Source organism: Fulvivirga sp. AWR4_260, from assembly GCF_056158185.1.
The window spans coordinates 1135950-1155750 of record NZ_JBSWSU010000001.1 but is presented as its reverse complement, the minus strand read 5'-3'; the positions used below and the strand labels follow the sequence as shown (position 1 = coordinate 1155750).

14 protein-coding genes are annotated in these 19801 nt (G+C 37.2%); 5 read left to right on the top strand and 9 right to left on the bottom strand.

What is annotated here, in order from left to right:
• Window positions 1–4: 4 nt before the first annotated feature.
• Window positions 5–3187, bottom strand: a complete 3183-nt coding sequence (locus ACXACQ_RS04915) for a caspase family protein (protein WP_474974816.1) — start codon at window positions 3185–3187, stop codon at window positions 5–7.
• A gap of 92 nt (window positions 3188–3279) precedes the next feature.
• Between ACXACQ_RS04915 and ACXACQ_RS04910 the strand changes: the two genes are divergently transcribed.
• Window positions 3280–4896, top strand: coding sequence for a hypothetical protein (locus ACXACQ_RS04910; RefSeq protein WP_474974815.1), 1617 nt, complete (start codon window positions 3280–3282; stop codon window positions 4894–4896).
• Here the strand turns inward: ACXACQ_RS04910 and ACXACQ_RS04905 are convergent.
• The 5 genes from ACXACQ_RS04905 to ACXACQ_RS04885 form a co-directional block, all read right to left on the bottom strand.
• Complete coding sequence (locus ACXACQ_RS04905) at window positions 4883–6355, bottom strand: cryptochrome/photolyase family protein (RefSeq protein ID WP_474974814.1); 1473 nt, start codon at window positions 6353–6355, stop codon at window positions 4883–4885. The genes ACXACQ_RS04910 and ACXACQ_RS04905 overlap by 14 nt on opposite strands.
• A 124-nt stretch (window positions 6356–6479) precedes the next feature.
• Entirely contained in the window at window positions 6480–8303 is a 1824-nt protein-coding gene (locus ACXACQ_RS04900; protein WP_474974813.1) for an acyl-CoA dehydrogenase family protein, read from the bottom strand.
• A gap of 190 nt (window positions 8304–8493) precedes the next feature.
• Window positions 8494–9666 (bottom strand): thiolase family protein, encoded by a 1173-nt coding sequence (locus tag ACXACQ_RS04895; protein ID WP_474974812.1) that lies wholly within the window; start codon window positions 9664–9666, stop codon window positions 8494–8496.
• A gap of 43 nt (window positions 9667–9709) precedes the next feature.
• A complete protein-coding gene (locus ACXACQ_RS04890) occupies window positions 9710–12112 on the bottom strand; it encodes a 3-hydroxyacyl-CoA dehydrogenase/enoyl-CoA hydratase family protein (RefSeq protein WP_474974811.1) in 2403 nt (800 codons plus the stop codon).
• Window positions 12109–12570: a MarR family winged helix-turn-helix transcriptional regulator gene (locus ACXACQ_RS04885; RefSeq protein ID WP_474974810.1), complete on the bottom strand. Its 462-nt coding sequence runs from the start codon at window positions 12568–12570 to the stop codon at window positions 12109–12111. Before ACXACQ_RS04885 ends, ACXACQ_RS04890 begins: the two co-directional genes overlap by 4 nt.
• A 237-nt stretch (window positions 12571–12807) precedes the next feature.
• Here ACXACQ_RS04885 and ACXACQ_RS04880 point away from each other — a divergent pair, with 237 nt between their 5' ends.
• Genes ACXACQ_RS04880 through ACXACQ_RS04870 form a run of 3 tightly spaced genes read left to right on the top strand, consistent with a single transcriptional unit; the run spans window position 12808 to window position 15868 of the window.
• A complete protein-coding gene (locus tag ACXACQ_RS04880; protein WP_474974809.1) occupies window positions 12808–14073 on the top strand; it encodes a sensor histidine kinase in 1266 nt (421 codons plus the stop codon).
• Entirely contained in the window at window positions 14066–14752 is a 687-nt protein-coding gene (locus tag ACXACQ_RS04875; protein WP_474974808.1) for a response regulator transcription factor, read from the top strand. Before ACXACQ_RS04880 ends, ACXACQ_RS04875 begins: the two co-directional genes overlap by 8 nt.
• A gap of 60 nt (window positions 14753–14812) precedes the next feature.
• Entirely contained in the window at window positions 14813–15868 is a 1056-nt protein-coding gene (locus tag ACXACQ_RS04870) for a PA0069 family radical SAM protein (protein WP_474974807.1), read from the top strand.
• A 10-nt stretch (window positions 15869–15878) separates the two neighbouring features.
• Here ACXACQ_RS04870 and ACXACQ_RS04865 read toward each other — a convergent pair whose 3' ends face one another.
• Window positions 15879–16679, bottom strand: coding sequence for an SDR family NAD(P)-dependent oxidoreductase (locus ACXACQ_RS04865; RefSeq protein WP_474974806.1), 801 nt, complete (start codon window positions 16677–16679; stop codon window positions 15879–15881).
• Between the two features lie 107 nt (window positions 16680–16786).
• Between ACXACQ_RS04865 and msrA the strand changes: the two genes are divergently transcribed.
• Window positions 16787–17449 (top strand): peptide-methionine (S)-S-oxide reductase MsrA, encoded by a 663-nt coding sequence (gene msrA, locus ACXACQ_RS04860; protein WP_474974805.1) that lies wholly within the window; start codon window positions 16787–16789, stop codon window positions 17447–17449.
• A gap of 28 nt (window positions 17450–17477) precedes the next feature.
• Here msrA and lysA read toward each other — a convergent pair whose 3' ends face one another.
• Both lysA and ACXACQ_RS04850 read right to left on the bottom strand, forming a co-directional pair.
• Window positions 17478–18710: a diaminopimelate decarboxylase gene (gene lysA / locus ACXACQ_RS04855; RefSeq protein ID WP_474974804.1), complete on the bottom strand. Its 1233-nt coding sequence runs from the start codon at window positions 18708–18710 to the stop codon at window positions 17478–17480.
• 148 nt (window positions 18711–18858) lie between these two features.
• Window positions 18859–19797, bottom strand: a complete 939-nt coding sequence (locus ACXACQ_RS04850) for a T9SS type A sorting domain-containing protein (RefSeq protein ID WP_474974803.1) — start codon at window positions 19795–19797, stop codon at window positions 18859–18861.
• Window positions 19798–19801 lie beyond the last annotated feature (4 nt).

Here is a 19801-nt window from a genome sequence, read left to right as displayed (position 1 = left end):
TTTTTTAATCTAACAACAATGGAAAGTTATTTCCTTGGCTATAAGTAAATGGGTATTGAGGAAAACCAAGATACTCTTCTGAATATTTAGGCACCAGCTCATCGAGGTAAGATTTCAGTTCAAAAACGGTGATTTTACCATCATTAGGTGCACCATCGGCCTTCCCTTCAATGGCTTCTAAGATCACGTGCGTAAAAAGCCCATGCTTAAATTCAACGAGTTCACTGGCTGATTGATCTCCACTGGCAGAAGCAAGTATATGCACGCCTGAATTATGCGAAGCTATGGCTATGGATTGTGCTTTTACGGCCAAGCTCTTACTCACATTTTCTGCAGCAGCACCAGAGTGGCAAGCATCCATTACAATAACCTGTTTAAGTGCTTTAATTTTTACGAGCTCTTGTACCACCTCTTCTATATGTATAGCGCCCGCGGCTCCTTCAGTAGGTATGAGACAAAACTGATTATTTTCCAAATTACCATGACCAGCGTAATAAAATACAAATACATCTTCTGGCTCTATTACCAATGCAAGCGAATCTAATTGCTTAACTAATCGCTGTTTATTGACTTGCTTATTGCGCATAGGTATAGCGTGCACAGCCTTAAAAAGTGAGGTTGATTTTGAGGCTAGAGCTGCTGAAAAATCATCTGCATCATTAACTGCATAATTTAGCTCATTAGCTTTTTCTTCATACTCATTAATGCCTAATGAAAGTATATAAAGCTCTGGCTGCTTTTCATATTCATTAACTATGGTAACATAAGACTTATCAGACTGTATTAACTCATGACTATAAGCGTAGGCAGAAAAAGTATTTTTACCTGTTACTAACTGCACATCAACCTCTTGAACGTAAGTGTTTCTCTTTGTTTTAACACCTTCAAGATTTATTAGCTTACCATTATGCTCTAACTTCAAATCTTTTACGCCTCCACCATTATCTGTTACCCTAATATATAGGTTTGTTTTTGGCCTATTGAGTTTTTCTCCAGAATGTGGGACTAAAATCTCTACCGAAGGAGGCGGTGATTTTTTAATCTTTTCTTCAATTAAACTTCCCTGACTTCTACTTTTCTCAAACACAGACTCAACAAGATTGGGAGCATAAAACTTTTTATAGAACTGATCTACACTATAACTTTTTAGCCCTTTTACAAAAGCAACTTTATCAAATGCCGTAGGCGTACCGTTAAAATAGCCCTCAGGACTAATGGCCAACCACTCTTTATTATCTAGCATTAAATAAGACAGTAATGGCTTGTTATCATCAGTATTCCAAATATTTAAAACACCGTCTACACTAGACGAAATCAAATACTTATCATCAGGGGTAAATTTTATATTAGTAATAGATGCCTGATGTCCTTCTAAGACACCTAGAAGTGCGCCCGTTGTGGCATCAAACATACGCAATAGCCTATCTTCACCCCCTACAACTATATTTTTGCCATCATTACTGATAGCAACTGCATACAAGGGTGAACTTTGGTTAAATTTCCACTTAATTAATTCAGAGTTAATATCCCAAATTTTGAGACTTCCCTCCCAAGATACTGAAGCCATAAGACCGCCAGAAGCATTTAAATCAAAATTATGAATGACATCCGTATGTCCAACATATGTTTTTGCCGGCTGCTCGCTATCCAACTCCACCAATTTCAATGTTTTGTCCAAACAAGCAATCATAGCATACAAGTCACCCTTAAAAAAAGTTAACTTATAAGGCGATGCTTGCGGAAAACGTATTGATTTAATAAGCTTAAAGCTATTTAAATCCCAAAGCTTAGCAGTACCATCCCAACTACCTGAAAGCAATTGATCTCCCGAAGGACTAACTGCTAAATCAAAAATAACCTCCACATGCCCTTCTAATGTATTGAGCAACTTACCCGTTTTTACATCCCACACTTTTATAGTCCTGTCCGCACTTCCGGTAATTAGCTTGCTGCCATCAGGTGAAAAAACTGTGGCCAATATAGCCTTGCTATGCCCCACAAATTCCGTTTCTAATACTCCTGATTTCATATTCCACATTTTGGCTACTGCACCATTTTTACCTTTTACCAGATATTTCCCATCAGGAGAAATGGCAAAGTCGTTTTTTAGCGTAGTGTATTTTCGGATATATCTATCCCAATAGGAATTGGGGTCATACTCAAGCCCTCCAGTATCATGATTTACCCAATACCCTCCAAAATATTTAATGCGCTTACCGTCAATGGCTGAATATAAACTTATGGTCTTATCATCAGAACTCACTGCAATATAACCTCCATCAGGACTAAACTTGGCTGCCGTGGCCGGCTGCTTTTGCTCCAGTGCTATACCATAGAGCCTCTTTTTAGCATTTGTGTTATATACAAAAAGCGAATCTTCTGTTAAAGCCAACACTTGACTCTCTTCATTATTGATATCAATGCTTGCATAATTCTTTTCTTCAGAAATTAAAGTACTACTAGTGCCCGTGGCTAAGTCTAGCAACGTGAAATAGCCACTATTCTGCGCAACCAATATAAAATCACCTAATTTACCGGCTTTCACCAATGTTCCGCACCCGCCACAAAAGCTATTTTTAGGCTCATAAGATTGTATTTTTTCTCCCGTTGCGAGATTAAAAATGTTCAATGTTTTATTGTCATTACCCGTTATGAGATATTTATCGTCATACGAAAAACTAACATGCGCCCCCGTACCTCTACTCATATCCGGGTCTACCTTTATGGATTGTATTGTATCATTAGATTCCATGTTCCATATATAGGCATTAAAATCATAGCCTGAGACCACAAATTTTTCTCCATCAGCTGCTACATCAACATCTAACATCACTTTATTATTAAGCTTAAATGTTTTCAATGCTTTTGATGATTCCATATTCCACAGCTTAGCGCTACCATCTGTGCTTACACTGATAAATTGGTTAGAATGGGGTAAAACATCAATTTCCATAACAGCACCTCTATGCCCAAAAAATTGACGTACCTCCCTTCCTGACTTAATGTCCCACAGCATAATAGACTGATCAGAACTTCCTGTTAATAAATAATTACCATCATTGCTAAACGCAATAGCCTTAATAGGCTCAGTATGGCCACGCTGAATAACCGTTTCAATATTTTGTGATTGAACATGAACAGTTAAAAGCCAAATAACGCAGGTGAGTATATGTTTTATTGATTTCAAAGCATTAAACTTTTAAGGCTTGAATTTAGGGATTTGTTTTGGAAAAGTTTTTGCTGAAATCATTATATTGTATTACATCAAAGCTATTTAGTATGCGAACAAGACTGATATTTTTTATAGCGACCTTTTTCTGTGCCTTTAGCGGCTTCTCCCAAACCAAGGTAAGGCCTTTACCGCCTAATATTAACAGACCATCCATCAATTTATATGCACCTTTTATTAGTGGTGATGGAAAAACCATTATCTATCTTTCTGATTATACAGACGATGGACATCATAGCATGCGCTGGGCCACTAAAAGAACAGTGTCTACCTGGAATGATGGAAAGGAGGTGACTAAATTAGTTAACAGGCCTACTCTAAATTACCGTGGTGGCTACAGCCTCAGCTTTGATGGAGACCAACTACTATTTACTTCACGAAAGTCTGGCATTGGAGGGTTTGATCTATGGTATAGCAACTTGGAAGGAGGCTCTTGGTCTGCCCCAAAAAACTTCGGAAAGCCTATTAACAGCACAGGTGATGAAGGTGCTCCGATGCTTTCACCTGATGGAGAGTATCTTTATTTCATGCAATGCTCCTCTATAGAAGAATATGCTGGCGCCACGGACTGTAAAATTGTAGTAGCCAAAAGAAAATATAATGGATGGGAAGAACCTGTGCCATTGCCTGATAACATCAATACGGGTAATTCTCAAACTCCACGTATTCTGGCTGATGGAGAAACTTTGATTTTTGCATCGGACAAAATGGGAGGAAAAGGTAAGTTGGATTTATTTATTTCTTCTAAAACTAAAACTGGTTGGACAGACCCTATTCCACTTGACTTTATTAATACCGAAGGCAATGATCAATTTATAAGTATACCTGCAAAAGGAAGATACTTGTATACTGATATAGATGGGATTAAAGATCGGGAGCTAGCCGAAATACTAATTCCAAAAGAATTCCAACCAAAAAAAGTGCTTAGAGTAAGAGGTAGCATAATAGATGCTGCAACCAATGAACCGGTAAATGCCAATTTAACCATCTTTAATATTGGCATGCGAGACAGGTTGTGGAACGAAAAAGTAGGTGAAGATGGAGATTTTGCCATTGTGTTAAAAGAAGGCGCAGCATATGACGTTTCGGTTGATCTCGATGAAAACAACTATATGTTCTACTCCAAGGTATATGACTTAGAAGAAATTGGTGCCAGAGATAAGGAAAATTTAAAAATTGTACTCAAGAAATTGGCCCAAGGAGAAATATACCCATTAGATATTATGTTTAATGAGAACTCTGCCAAGTTAGATGATAACTCAACTTTTGAATTGAGGAGAATTTCAGATCTCCTCAAAAGAAAGGCAGGCATGAATATAGAAGTGGAAGTCAATATTCATAATTATCAAGAAGACTCTATTGCCTCTAACCCAATTCTTACTGAAGTAAAAATGGATACCATTTACAACAACAGCATAAGTGATCATATCAAAAATGAATCGAACGCTGCAGATTCTATTACTGATAGCTTATCTATCAATAAGCCCAAAATGATGATAAAACACACTTACCACAATGATAGAAGCCTGCAACAAGCAGAGGTCATAAAAAACTACATTGTAGAAAGAGGGATAGATGAAAATCGAATCACGATCAAGGCCATTAGAAATGACAATACCAAAGCAGAAAAGCCCGTAGAAGTCACTATGAAAATCACTTCTCTTTAAAGCTTTCGAGAAACTCTTCAGCATTATTGATGTGTTGCTGAAGGGTTTCATTACTCATCTTATCTAGCATCTTTACCATAAATGCCATTCTGTGATTTTTACTGAATTCTGCACGATGCAGGTGTAAAAACCTCCAATATAAACCATCCCACACCTTACACCAGTCGCCCTTTTTGTAATCACTCATTTTAATAATATAATTAGAGCTCGATATATACGGTTTGGTCGTAATTAAACCGCCATCAGCATATTGAGTCATGCCATATACATTAGGAACCATTACCCAATCATAAGCATCAATATACATTTCCATAAACCACTGGTATATTTCATCAGGATCAAACTCACACAAAAGCATAAAGTTGCCCATGATCATCAGTCTTTCAATATGATGCGTATAAGCTGTTTTTAACACTTTTTTTATAGTGGTATCTATAGGCAGAATGCCTGTATTCCCAGCCCAAAAGGCCTTAGGAATTTTTCTTTTATGCTTAAAGTGATTATTTGTTCGTTGGTGAACACCTTCAAAGGCATAGACTCCTCGCATAAATTCTCTCCAGCCAATAACCTGCCGCACAAAGCCCTCGAGTGCGTTTAAAGGGTAATTCTCTTTTTCATGTTTATTAAAAAGCTGATCTAATACTTGCTGCGGGGTAAGCAGGCCTATGTTGAGTGCTGGTGTTAATATGGAATGAAAAATATAGCTTTCATCTTTAGCAATCGCATCTTCATAATCACCAAAATAAGGCATGCGTTTATCAAGAAAGTCATTTAAAACCTGCTCTGCCTGATAGTGATTAACAGGATAATTGAAACCATCTGTACCTCCATAATAATCGGCAAAATGATTATTAACGTAATCAATTGCTTCATCTACATAATGATTTTTCTTTGCCTCATAGGGTTTTGGTAAAGAAATAGCTTTAGGTAATTTCTTTCTATTTTCTTCATCAAAACTCCATTTCCCTCCTTCTGGCTCGCCATTATCAATAAGAATATCTAAACGAAGTCTCTGCTTCTTATAAAAATTAGCCATGAAATATCTTTTACCCTTAGGCATCAACTCTTTTAAATCAGAGGATGTGGATAAAAACCCGGGACTCTCGTAACCTTCAAGGTCTACGCCATATTTCTTTCCATAACGCCTCAAACGCCTTTCCAACAAGTAATCAGTGGTTTTAATATAATGTACTCGGCTGGTGCGCTTATCAATTATTTCACTAAAAAAATGGTTGAGACTCTTATGGTCATTACAGCTGATATAAACTACAGTATGTCCATTGTTAGTCAATAGGTTTTCATAAGCCTTCATAGATGCGCGGTGCAGCACCATTTTCTTCTTATGAAATTTCATTTGAGTAAAGTAGAGATGATCTTCTATCAAATAGATTTTTCGCCCTTTGGAAACTGCGGGGTGTGAGCGGTATAGCTGATGCGGAAAAATAAAGGTGACTTCCATGTTTATGCTAACAGCTTAGTGAAATGGATGTTTGATGACCTGCTGCAAGTCACCTCAATATGTTATCAAAACAAAAGGCCATGCAATACATGGCCTTTTGATCTTTTAACTATTAATATGAAATTTAAAATACATATTCATTTTTGTTGATCAGGTGATCTGCCACTCTACGCCTTGCCTCTTTTAAGTTAAAAGGCTCCAATTTAGTAAAGCGCTTAAGTCCCATTAGCATCATTCTCTGTTCATCACCATCGGCAAAAGCATAAATAGCCTCTTTACCTGCCGTTGCGGCCTTATCTACAGCTTCATATAGATAAATTTTCATCATATCTATTTCGAGTTTCAATGCATCTTCTCCTTTTTGAGCTGCTAACTTTTCTACACGTAAAAGACAAGATTCTGCCACATATCCTTCAATAAGCATATCAGCTAGGTTCATTAATATCTCTTGTTCTTCACCCAATTTCTGCATGTACTTCTGCACCGCAGCACCAGCCACCATTAGACCAGCCTTTTTCAGGTTAATCATTGCTTTCTTCTCCTTAGCAAAAGGTGTATCGTCATCAGTGGCTCCAAAATCAGGAATAGACATCAACTCTTTCTGCACTGCCATAGCAGGAGACATTAAATCTAAATGCCCTTTCATGGCTCTTTTTAGAAGCATATCTATGCAGAGCATTCGGTTGATTTCGTTTGTACCCTCAAATATTCTATTGATTCGTGCATCACGGTATGCTCTATCCATTGGCCCTTCTGCAGAGAATCCCATTCCACCATAAATCTGCACACCTTCATCTGCAGCATAATCTAACACTTCAGAACCACTAACCTTAAGTATAGCGCACTCGATAGCAAATTCCTCCACTGATTTCAGTCGAGCTTTTGCCGGATCCATGCCGCCTTCTACTAAAGAATCATAAGCATCATCAATGTTTTGACCCGCACGATAATGAGCAGACTCCGAAGCATAGATTTTAGTGGCTATTTCCGCCAACTTATATTTTATAGCTCCAAAACTGCTTATAGAAGTTCCGAACTGCTTACGCTCATTAGAGTAATTGATAGCATTGTTAATAATTCGCTTACTACCTCCTAAGGCAGCAATACCTAATTTAATCCTACCAATATTTAGAATATTTACAGCTATCTTAAAGCCGTTTTCACGCTCAGAAAGCATATTTTCAACCGGTACTTTACAGTCATTGAAGAAAACCTGGCGGGTAGATGATCCTTTAATACCCATTTTCTTTTCTTCTTCATTCATTGTAATGCCACCAAATTCCTTCTCTACAATAAATGCTGATAAGTTTTTATCATTATCAATTTTGGCAAAAACAACGAAAATATCTGCAAAACCTCCATTGGTTATCCACATTTTTTGCCCATTGATGATATAATGCTTACCATCGTCACTTAAAACGGCCTTTGTTTTTCCTGAATTAGCATCAGAACCTGAATCTGGCTCTGTTAAACAATAAGAAGCTTTATACTCTCCTGTAGCCAACTTAGGTATATATTTAGCTTTTTGTTCTTCATTACCATAATAGAGGATAGGTAGAGTACCTATACCTGTATGGGCAGAAATAGCCACTGCAAACGAATGACCAGCCCCTAAAACCTCGGCCACAAGCATTGAAGTATTAAAATTCATGCCGAAACCTCCATACTGCTCTGGCACTGATGTACCTAACAAGCCAAGCTCTCCTGCCTTGTCTAACAATGAAGGCATAAGCTCAGGATGCTTCATAGAATCGATTTCATCCAACTTAGGGTCCACCTCCTGCTTAAGAAAATCTTTACAGGTTTGGGCTATCATTTTTTGCTCTTCACTCCACTCTTCAGGAATGAATACATCTGTTGCCTGTGTTTCCTTAATTAAAAACTCTCCTCCCTTTATTGCTGTGCTTGTTGCAGCTTCTTTTGACTGTTCCGTTGCTGTAGTACTCATAGTTATTAGATTTAAGGGTTAAGCAAAAGAATGATAGCTTTTACTTAATCCGAATGTTTTATTGTATTAAGCTTTACTTGAAATGTAAAATCCATTATTAATTCTCCTGACAGTTTATTTCATATTTCATAAACTGTACAGTAATCTATATAAAGCAGTGGATGCCAAATAACACCCACTACCTAAGTCATTATTTCAAAAATTCGTAGATACCTGCTACACCTTGTCCACCACCAACACAAGCTGTAACCATCCCATATTTGTTACCTCTTCTTCTCATTTCGTTAAAGAGTGTAATAGAAAGTCTGGCTCCTGTGCTGCCTAGTGGGTGGCCCAATGCTATTGCTCCACCGTTTACATTAACTTTAGACATATCCATATCTAAATCTCTAATTACAGATAAAGACTGAGCCGCAAATGCTTCATTAAGTTCAATTAAATCAATATCATTAAGCTTTAACCCAGCTCTTTCTAAAGCCTTTGGCACGGCATAAGTAGGTCCTACGCCCATAATTCTTGGCTCTACGCCTGCTACCGCATAGCTAACCATTCGAGCAATTGGCTCTAAACCAAGTTCTTTTACCTTTTTTTCTGACATCACCACCACAAAAGCAGCACCATCATTAGTAGGTGATGAGTTACCGGCAGTAACCGAACCTCCTGCTGAAAAAACTGGTCTTAGCTTAGACAAAACTTCAACGCTGGTTCCTGCTCTAGGCCCTTCATCCGTATCTACCGTATATTCTCTATTTTTCTTTTTACCATCTTCCAAGTAAGTTTCCTTTACGGTGATAGGTAAAATTTCATCTTTAAATTTCCCTTCCTTCTGAGCTTCTAAAGCTTTCATGTGAGACTCATAAGCAAATTGATCTTGCTCTTCACGAGAAATTTTCCACTCTTGGGCAATTTGCTCTGCCGTAAGCCCCATACTAGTATAATAGTCAGGGTTTTCTGAAGTGATTTTGTAATTCAGGGCTGTTTTATACCCCATCACAGGTACCATTGACATAGATTCTGTTCCTCCAGCAATCACCACATCGGCCATTCCTGCATTAATTTTAGCTGAAGCCAAGTGTATGGCCTCTAAACCAGAACCACAATATCTGTTAATCACCATACCTGGTACCTCTGTACCCAAAGCCATTAATGAGATCATACGCCCCATTTGCATACCTTGCTCTGCCTCCTGAACTGCGTTACCAACGATAACATCGTCCACCATTTCATTTTCAAGCCCCTCTACAGAGCTTACTAAATGCTTGATTACTTCAACAGCCAGGTCATCAGGACGTGTAAATCTAAAACCTCCTTTTTTTGCTCTTCCAACTGCTGTTCTATATCCTTTTATTATATATGCGTTCATTTTTCGAATATTTATTTGAGTAATGAATAATTAGAGGTTCCTATTAGTTTCTTAAAGGTTTACCCGTAGTCAATATGCTTTGAATTCTCTCAAGCGTTTTCTTTTCACCTGTTAATGAAAGGAACGCCTCACGCTCTAAATCCAATAAATATTGTTCTGAAACTAAGTGAGGATAAGAAAGGTCTCCTCCACTCATTACGTATGCTATTTTATTAGCAATTTTCACATCATGATCTGAGATATAGTTACCCATTCTCATTCCACTAACTCCTGCCATAAATAAAGCCATCCCTGTTTTTCCTTGTACTTTAATATTTGTGGCTTGGATAGGTTGTGTATAACCCTCTTCGGCAAGTTTTAACACCGTAGCTTTGGCGTCTGCCAACTGACGATCTCTATTGATAGTAATATTATCTTTAGGTCTAATAATATTCATCCCAATAGCTTCATGCGCTGAAGTAGCTACTTTTGCGGTAGCAATATTCATAAAGGAATTTTGCAAAGCATTTAACTCCACATCACCTTCTTCTATAGCATCAGATACACGCTTGGTGAGTTCTTTAGTTCCTCCACCACCAGGTATTAGACCTACACCAACTTCTACTAAACCAATATAAGTTTCTGCAGCAGCTTGTACTACATCGGCATGCATGGTCATTTCACATCCTCCACCGAGTGTGAGTCCATGTGGAGCCACTACAACCGGAACAGATGAATATCTCACTCTCATCATGGTGTTTTGGAAATGACGGATCATAAAGTCAATCTCATCATATTCCTGCTCTATAGCATACATAAACACAAGGCCTAAGTTAGCACCAGCAGAAAACTGTGCCCCTTGATTACCTATAACTAAGCCATTATAATCCTTTTCGGCCATATCAATAGCTTTGTTAATGCCTTCAACCACTTCGCTACCAAGTGTATTCATTTTGCTATGGAATTCTACATTGAGCACACCATCACCTAAATCAAAAATGGTAGCTCCCGCATTACTCCACAATGCTTTACTTTCACGAAGGTTATCAAGAATAATGTACTCTTCTGTACCTGGTATGGCTTTGTAAGATTTGCTTTCTATATCATAATACTGTGTTACACCATTTTCTACAGAATAGAAACTTTCAAAGCCAGCATCGAGCATGTCATAAACCCATTGATTTGGCTTATAGCCCATCTCTTCCATTTTGGCCACTGATTTTTTTACTCCTACAGCATCCCAAGTTGCAAATGGTCCCATTTCCCAACCAAAGCCAGCGCATAGAGCATCATCTATTTTATAGAGCTCATCTGAAATTTCTGGTATTCTGTTAGAAACATACTTGAAAAGTGCATAGAATGAATCTCTATAAAATTCACCCGCCTTATCTTTACCTGCAAATAACGCCTTGAACCTTTCTTTTAAATTATCGATAGGTTTAGTGGCTTCAAGCGTACCAAATTTCACCTTTTGTTTAGGTGCATATTCAAGCGTATTAAGATCAAGCGTTAAGATTTCTGTTTTGCCTTTGGCATCTTTGGTCTTCTTATAAAATCCTTGCCCTGTTTTATCCCCTAACCACTTATTCTCTTCGAGCTTAGCTACCACCTCTGGCAATTTGAAAATATCTCTGGCTTCATCGTTAGGCAAACCTTGATAAAGGCCGTTAGCTACTTTTATTAAGGTATCTAAACCTACAACATCAGAGGTTCTAAAAGTAGCTGACTTAGGTCTACCTATAACCGGACCAGTTAATTTATCAATTTCGTCAACATTAAGGTCCAACTTACTCATAGTATCTATTACCTTCAAGATGGCATAAATACCTACTCTATTGGCAATAAATGCTGGTGTATCTTTACACAACACCGTAGTTTTACCCAAGTATAGATCTCCATAATGCATGAAGAAATCTACTATTTCAGGATCTGTTTTTGGTGTAGGTATTACTTCTAGTAATTTAAGGTAGCGTGGTGGGTTGAAGAAGTGAGTACCGCAAAAATACTTCTGAAAATCATCACTTCTTCCATCTAACATCAGGTGAATAGGAATACCCGAAGTATTAGAAGTAATTAAAGAACCGGGAGTTCTGTACTTTTCTACCTGATCAAAGATTTTCTTTTTGATGTCAAGGTTTTCCACAACCACCTCAATGGTCCAGTCGCAGTCTTTAATTTTAGCCATGTCATCATCAAAGTTTCCTAATGAAACCCTACTGGCATAACTGGTGTCATAAAGAGGCGCTGGCTTAGATTTTACAGCGGTATCAAAAGATTGCTGCACAATTCTATTTCTTACAACCTTATCTTCTAAGGTTAATCCCTTTTTCATTTCTTGATCATTTAATTCTCGTGGAACCATGTCAAGCAATAATACTTTTACTCCAATATTAGCGAAGTGACATGCTATACGGGACCCCATAATTCCCGAACCAAGCACGGCTACTTTATTGATACGTCTGGTCATTGTTGGTTAATTATTTTTCCGTTATCGTATATTTTATTATTATCTATTATTTTGTTAATCTCATTTATAACTTCAAAAAAGACCGAAAGCTTTTCTTCAGGTACTTTCTCCATCACAAATTCATTAAACGTCAATACTGTTTTTTTTGAGACTTCTTTTTTCTCTTTGCCTTTTTCTGTAAGGTAAACCCTAACCGATCGTTTATCGTTTTCATCGGGTTTACGGTAAACAAGTCCCTTTTCCTCCATGTTTTTCAAAACTCTGGTAAGGCTTCGTGACTCAAGGCCCATTAAAGGTGCTATCTTAGTAGCAGGCGTGCCTTCTTTAGAAGAGATGTTCAGCAAAACAAAACCTATAGATGTAGTAATATCTATTTTTGCTGCTTGCTGGTTGTACATTCTTGAAATTCCGTGCCACGCAGTCTTAATATTATGGTCTATCGTTTCTTCTCGCTTCATGCAATCGATTTAAGGTGCTATAACAAATATAATAAAATTTGTTATGCATGCATACCATATCGCCATTTTTTTGAGCGCCCTCACCCTACTATTAATTTACGTTTCTAAAACGCTTATTCACAGCTTTTTGATTTAAAAAACCATTAAAAATATACCTAGGTAAAAGAAAAAAATGCTAATCTGTTAACGAAGTGTTAATTATTTTCTGTCTTAATAATTAAGTTCTATTTTCATTGAATGAACAGAAGTACTATCCGGCTAATTGTGATATTAGCTATTATAAGCATATTGGGTATTTTCATTACCCAGATCTACTGGTTCAGGCAGGCCTTTAATACTGAAACGGAGCGGTTTGATAGAGAGGTAAACACGGCACTATATAATGTGGCGCATCAATTTTTTAAGCTTAATAAATCACAAGGACCACCAACAAACCCCATAAAACAGCTATATACCAACTACTATGTAGTAATGGTCAACAGTGAAATAGATGCACGGCTACTAGAACAGCTACTGATGGCAGAGTTTCAGAAGCGTAATATTACAGCGGACTTTGAGTATGGTATTTATGACTGCACTAATGAAAAAATGGTTTACGGCAATTATGTGTCAATGGGCAAAGATGAAATAAGAACTTCTACCACACGCTTACCCAAATGGGAAAATCAGAGTTATTACTTTGGAGTTCAGTTCCCCAATAAAGCATCAATAGTAACTAACAGAATGGGCATTTGGCTTTTCTCTTCTTCTGTTCTTCTGATCGTAATTATATTCTTCGGCTACGCGCTATTCGTTATTCTGAAACAAAAGAGACTTTCTGAGATTCAAAAAGATTTTATCAATAATATGACACATGAGTTCAAAACTCCAATATCAACTATTGCATTATCAACGAGCGTACTCAAAGATCCTAACATTATTACCCAACCCGAAAGACTGAAAAATTACGCTATTATAATAGAAAACGAGAATTTAAGATTAAAACATCAGGTAGAACGTGTATTACAAATGGCCACCATTGATAAAGAAGAACCTTCTTTAAAACATGAAAATGTTAATATTCACGAGTTACTCCTGTCATTAGAGCAAAGCATGCTCGTTAACCTCAAAGAAAATAATGGTGAATTTATTTTAAATCTTAAAGCTGAGAATGTAAATATACTGGGCGACCCACTCCACATTACCAATGTTTTTTATAACCTGCTAGACAATGCTATTAAGTACAACAACAACAATCCGGAGATTTTAATAAAAACATACAACGATCATCACAAGCTTTGTATAGAGATTGTGGACAATGGTATTGGCATTAGCCCTGGAGAACAATCGAAAATTTTTCATAAATTTTACCGCGTGCCCACAGGAAATGTACATAATGTAAAAGGCTTTGGCCTAGGTCTTAATTATGTAATGCAAATAGTAAGGGCACATAAAGGCCAGTTGGAATTAAATAGTAAACCCGGAGAAGGGAGTACATTTAAAATTTGTTTTAAATATGTCTAAAAAAAAGCTTCTTTTAGTTGAAGATGATGCTAGTCTTGGTTTTGTAATTGAAGATAACTTGATACAACATGGCTTCTCTGTAACTCGGTGCACAGATGGCGAAACAGGTTTAAATACTTTTAGTCAACATCATTTCGACCTTTGCCTACTCGATGTTATGCTTCCAAAAAAAGATGGTTTTACACTAGCTAAAGATATTCGCCAGCTCAATGAGGGGGTTCCTATTTTATTTTTAACCGCCAAGTCTATGCAAGACGACCGCTTAGAGGGCTTTAAAACTGGCGCTGATGATTATATCACCAAGCCATTTAATATGGAAGAGCTGGTTTACCGCATAGAGGTGTTTCTCAGAAGAACTGAAACCACAGAGCAAAGTGCAAAAAACAGCCTTATTAGCATTGGAACGTTTGAATTTGACTTCGAAAACCTAACTCTAAAAAAAGAAGACGACTCTAAAACATTAACGCAGAAAGAAGCCAGCATACTAAAGTTGTTTTATGAAAACAAAGACAACATATTAAAACGAGAGGAGATACTGTTAAAAATCTGGGGTAATGATGATTACTTTCTTGGTAGAAGTCTAGATGTTTTTATTTCTAAACTGAGAAAGTATCTTAAAGCAGATCCATCCATTGAAATAATCAACTATCATGGGGTGGGCTTTAAATTTAAGTGCTAGAGCAATGTATAGAATGTCACGATAAATAGTAAATACTAATTTATTTAGTATTTTTGTTTAATGAACGAAAACTATAGAAAAGGCAGAGGCGCTCAAATACAAACTAAAAACCCTTTTCTTAAGCAAGAATATGTACAGGAACATTTTGAAGGGGTAGACGAGGAGATTCTTCCTGAGTCTATTTCAACGCAAATTATATATACACACCCCAAAACTATTGTTAATAAAGTAGAAAGCCCTGATATTCCGATGGGCTTTTCATTGAATGCCTACCAAGGTTGCGAACATGGTTGCATCTACTGTTATGCGCGTAAGAGCCATGAGTATTGGGGCTATAATGCAGGGCTAGATTTTGAAAGTAAAATAATAGTTAAGAAAAACGCTCCTCAGCTATTAGAGCAATATTTTCTAAAGAAAGCATACAAGCCTACCACCATAGTACTTTCAGGAAACACAGATTGTTATCAACCATTAGAATCAAAACTTGGAATTACCCGCTCATTGCTACAAGTATTTAACCAATACAAAAACCCGGTAGGCATTATTACTAAAAACGTGAGCCTTTTAAGAGATTTAGATATATTAACAGAACTGGCTCAGGATAACCTTATCAGGGTTAACATTTCCATTACAACACTTAATGAGGACTTAAGAAGAATATTAGAACCAAGAACAGCTAGTGCTCCCCGGAAACTCACAGCGATAGAAAAACTGTCGGCTGCCGGTATACCCGTGAGTGTACTCAACGCTCCCATTATACCGGGCCTCAACCACCATGAAATACCTCAAATTATAAAAGCAGCTGCCGATGCGGGCGCTCAGAGTGCTGGGTATACCGTAGTTCGCCTCAACGGGTATATTGGAGAAGTATTTGAAAACTGGTTACAACAAAATTTTCCTGATAGGCATAAAAAGGTATGGAGTCAGGTCTGTGAGCTCCATGGTGGCGATGTAAATGACAGTCATTTTGGTCGCAGAATAAAAGGAGAAGGCAACATCGCCAATATGATAAGCCAACTATTTAAAGCCTCAGTAAAGAAACATATGCCACAAAAAGAATTGCCTCCTTTAAATACGAGTCTTTTTCGCAAAGGAGGCAATTACCAACTTTTTTAACACTGGTTAATTAAATAGAAGTAACCGATCCCCCATCAACTCTTAAATTAGAGCCTGTGATAAATGAGGCCTTGTCAGAAACAAGAAAAGCTACTATAGCAGCGGCTTCTTCTACTTCCCCTGCCCTATTTAGCACTATGCCTGGTCGTTTATTCTTCAAAAAGTTCTCTTCAGCTTCTTCTATGCTTATGTTTTGCTGCTCGGCCTGCTCTTTAAGCATATTATTAACAAGAGGAGTTTTAATAAAAGCTGGAGACACTGTGTTTACCAAAATCCCATCTTTCCCCAACACTTTAGAAAGTGTTTTAGTAAGGTTGTTTAAAGCACCTTTGGTCACGTTATAATGGGGCATATCTGGATCTGGCTGCACACCATTTTCTGACGAAATATTTATGATTCTACCCCACTGATGATGCTGCATCATAGGTACAACTTTGCGTATTAATGTAACAACAGAAAAAAGATTAAGCTCAAAAATATCTCTCCATTGCTGAGTACTTAACTCCATAAAAGAAAGCGGGTCACCAATAGTACCTGCATTATTAATAAGAATATCAATTCGCCCAAACTGTTCTTGCGCTTTATGAATCAGCTCGTCTATTTCCTGCTCCTTGGTTAAATCTGTCTCTACAGTTAATACATCGACTTTGTAAGCATCTAACTCTTTGGCCACATCCATTAACTCTGCATGGTCCCTAGAACAGATTATAAGGTTACAGCCCTCCTTTGCTAACTCTATTGCTATTCCTTTTCCTATACCTTTACTAGCTCCGGTTACTAGAGCTACTTTATTTGTTAATTGTAAATCCATAATGTTTTGGTCTGCGTAATTATATTACATCAAATGTCATCTGGCCGATATTTATACTGCAACAAAAGGCCATTGGCATTAGTTATGAATAGATAAACACATAGATTATGAAGCTTGTTTTTAAATATCCATTATTATTAATAGCAATAATTTTAGCTGTAGCGTGTGGCGCCAAATCAGCAAGCGAAAATAAAGTTCAAAAAAAAGACATACCTGCCTCATTAGCAGCTAAGTTAGATACCGCATACTTTGCTAGCGGTTGTTTTTGGTGCTCAGAAGCCGTATTTGAAAGGGTAAAGGGAGTGGAAGATGTAATGTCTGGCTATGCTGGTGGTACTAAGAAAAACCCAACCTACCACCAAGTAGGTAGTGGACAAACTAATTACGCAGAATCCATACGTGTGGCTTTTAATCCCGAAGAGGTAAGCTATGAGACTTTGCTTCATGTGTTTTTTGGTTCGCATGATCCAACAACACTCAACAGACAAGGCCCTGATGTAGGGAAACAATATAGGTCAGCCATTTTCTACACCAACAATGTTCAAAAAGCAACTGCTGAAAAGATCAAAAAAGAACTTAATGCTTCAGAGTTTGATGGACAAATAGTAACTGAAATCACAAAGTATACTACTTTTTATGAAGCCGAAGGTTATCATCAAGGGTATTACAATTTACATCCTGATGATCCATATGTAAGATCAGTATCTACACCTAAGGTTAAAAAATTCATGAAGCATTTTCATGATCTTCTTAAAGATGAATACAAATAAAAAAGGCCGGTTAAACCGGCCTTTACTTTTATATTTCTATTTCTATTTGCTTTCTCATAATGTCTTCCAAGTCTTCACGCTCTCTAATTAAATGCGCCTTACCTTGGTAAACTAATACCTCTGCTGGCCTAAAACGTGAGTTATAGTTAGATGCCATACTAAAACCATACGCTCCCGCATTTTTTATAGCTAAGGTATCTCCTTCTCTCACTTCATTCAGTTTTCTATCCCAACCGAAAGTATCCGTTTCGCAGATATAACCTACTATAGAGTAAACCCTTTTTGTTCCTTCAGGATTAGAAATGTTTACTATTTCATGATGAGCATCATACATCATAGGTCTTAGCAAATGATTCATTCCAGAGTTTACACCTACAAATACAGTTGCTGGCGTTGTTTTTATCACATTAGCAGACACTAATAAATAGCCCGCCTCACTTACCAAAAATTTACCTGGCTCAAACCACATCTCTAGCTTCCTGCCATACTTCTCACAAAAAGTATCGAAAGCTTCTCCAAGTTTTTTGCCTAAATCCTCAATGTCGGTAGTAATGTCATTAGGCTTATAACCTACTTTAAATCCACTACCGAAATCTATAAATTTTAAGTCAGGGAAATCTTTAGCCACACCAAATAGTATGTCGGCCATTTTTAAGAATACTTCTGCATCTAAAATATCCGAACCAGTGTGCATATGAAGACCAGAAATATTGATGTCATTCGTTTTCACTACCCTAAGTATGTGTGGTAGTTGATATATAGAAATACCAAATTTAGAATCAACATGGCCTGTTGATATTTTAGCATTTCCGCCAGCCATGATGTGCGGATTTAACCTGATGCAACATGGCACAGAGTTTCTATACTCATGTCCAAACTGCTCTAGTATAGATATGTTATCTATATTTATAGTTAAGCCAAGTTCTACACCTTTCTTGATTTCTTTGAAAGAAACACAGTTAGGAGTAAAAAGAATTTCGCCAGGCTTAAAACCAGCTTTCATGGCAATTTTTGCTTCCTGAATAGACACAACATCTACACCAGCGCCATGCTTCTTCATTAACTTAAGTATAGAGATGTTCGTCAATGCCTTCGCTGCGTATTTTATCTTCAGCTTCTGAGTAGAAAAAGCATTTTTTAATGACTCTAACTGGCTAACGATTTTGTCAGCATCATACACGTATAATGGTGTATCGAACTCGGCCCCAATCTGAGTTAGGTCCAAGCCTTGAATCTGGTAAGTGTTGTTAATCAATTCCATTTTAAAAAAATATCACCAAATATATAAAAACAATCATTGGGTAAGAAACAAAACAGCATATGCCTGCATATTCAATTTCATAATTATAAAAAAAGCCGGATGAATCATGCTTCACCCGGCTCTGCCTTAAAATATACTAAACAAACAATTACTCTTCTATTACCATTTTTCTATTAGCTACTTGGTTGCCTTGCATCACTTGGAGTAAATAAACTCCTGGTTCGAATTTGTTAAGGTCGATGTCTTCACGAAACGAACCATTAAAATCTTTATAGTTTTTCAAGTACCTTAAATTCTTATTTGTATCTATAATCCTAACCTCGGTAGGCCTAGCCTTTACAGTAAACTTCAGTTGCATAAGCGCACTACCACTTTTTCTCTGCACCTCCAGTCCCTCTAACTTCAAGGCTTTGTTATTACTCATTTCATAATCTGCGAACTCAGGTTCATCTTTTATATACTCAGAAATCCATACATTGGGGTGCCCTGCTAGCAGCATTACAGGCATTCCATTTATCATTAAATTTTGCTGCTTATTCGCTTCCATTGCATGTATGTATTCTGCCTCTTCTTCATTTAAAGCATTTAAAATTTCCAATTTTTCTAATTGCTTAGCCATCTCCTCCTCGTTGACCAAACCTTCTTCATCATTAAGAATTACCTGTAAATCTTCCGGGGTCATCTGGTCAAATTTCATTACTAGTGTATGATGGCTATCACCAGAAAAGTCGTAAGAAGAATCTAACTCTATTTTAATTTGTCTTTGAAACTGCTGTACTTTCTTTTCAATATCATCTTCATTAATTTGTAACTGAGCCAGCCTAGTTTGCCATTCTTCATTCTCTACAAATGCTAATAAATTATCCATATCAATAGACAAATCACCCATGTCTGCATCGGCCTGAGCGGCTTCCCAAGAGTTAAATTCTTTTTCTATCACCTGCTGTTCTCCATCTACATCAGTAATTATTTTCATTTTAATAGTATTTTCGAGAGACGTATCAGGTTGCTGCGCATAAACCCCATAACCAGCGCTCAATATCAGAAGCATTGTGGTTAATATAGTTGGTGTGGCATTTCGTTTCATAATT

Coding starts and splice junctions, on each gene's coding strand:
- ACXACQ_RS04910 (WP_474974815.1), top strand. CDS start 3,280: ATGCGAACAAGACTGATATTTTTTATAGCGACCTTTTTCTGTGCCTTT.
- ACXACQ_RS04905 (WP_474974814.1), bottom strand. CDS start 6,355: ATGGAAGTCACCTTTATTTTTCCGCATCAGCTATACCGCTCACACCCC.
- ACXACQ_RS04900 (WP_474974813.1), bottom strand. CDS start 8,303: ATGAGTACTACAGCAACGGAACAGTCAAAAGAAGCTGCAACAAGCACA.
- ACXACQ_RS04895 (WP_474974812.1), bottom strand. CDS start 9,666: ATGAACGCATATATAATAAAAGGATATAGAACAGCAGTTGGAAGAGCA.
- ACXACQ_RS04890 (WP_474974811.1), bottom strand. CDS start 12,112: ATGACCAGACGTATCAATAAAGTAGCCGTGCTTGGTTCGGGAATTATG.
- ACXACQ_RS04885 (WP_474974810.1), bottom strand. CDS start 12,570: ATGAAGCGAGAAGAAACGATAGACCATAATATTAAGACTGCGTGGCAC.
- ACXACQ_RS04880 (WP_474974809.1), top strand. CDS start 12,808: ATGAACAGAAGTACTATCCGGCTAATTGTGATATTAGCTATTATAAGC.
- ACXACQ_RS04875 (WP_474974808.1), top strand. CDS start 14,066: ATGTCTAAAAAAAAGCTTCTTTTAGTTGAAGATGATGCTAGTCTTGGT.
- ACXACQ_RS04870 (WP_474974807.1), top strand. CDS start 14,813: ATGAACGAAAACTATAGAAAAGGCAGAGGCGCTCAAATACAAACTAAA.
- ACXACQ_RS04865 (WP_474974806.1), bottom strand. CDS start 16,679: ATGGATTTACAATTAACAAATAAAGTAGCTCTAGTAACCGGAGCTAGT.
- msrA (WP_474974805.1), top strand. CDS start 16,787: ATGAAGCTTGTTTTTAAATATCCATTATTATTAATAGCAATAATTTTA.
- lysA (WP_474974804.1), bottom strand. CDS start 18,710: ATGGAATTGATTAACAACACTTACCAGATTCAAGGCTTGGACCTAACT.
- ACXACQ_RS04850 (WP_474974803.1), bottom strand. CDS start 19,797: ATGAAACGAAATGCCACACCAACTATATTAACCACAATGCTTCTGATA.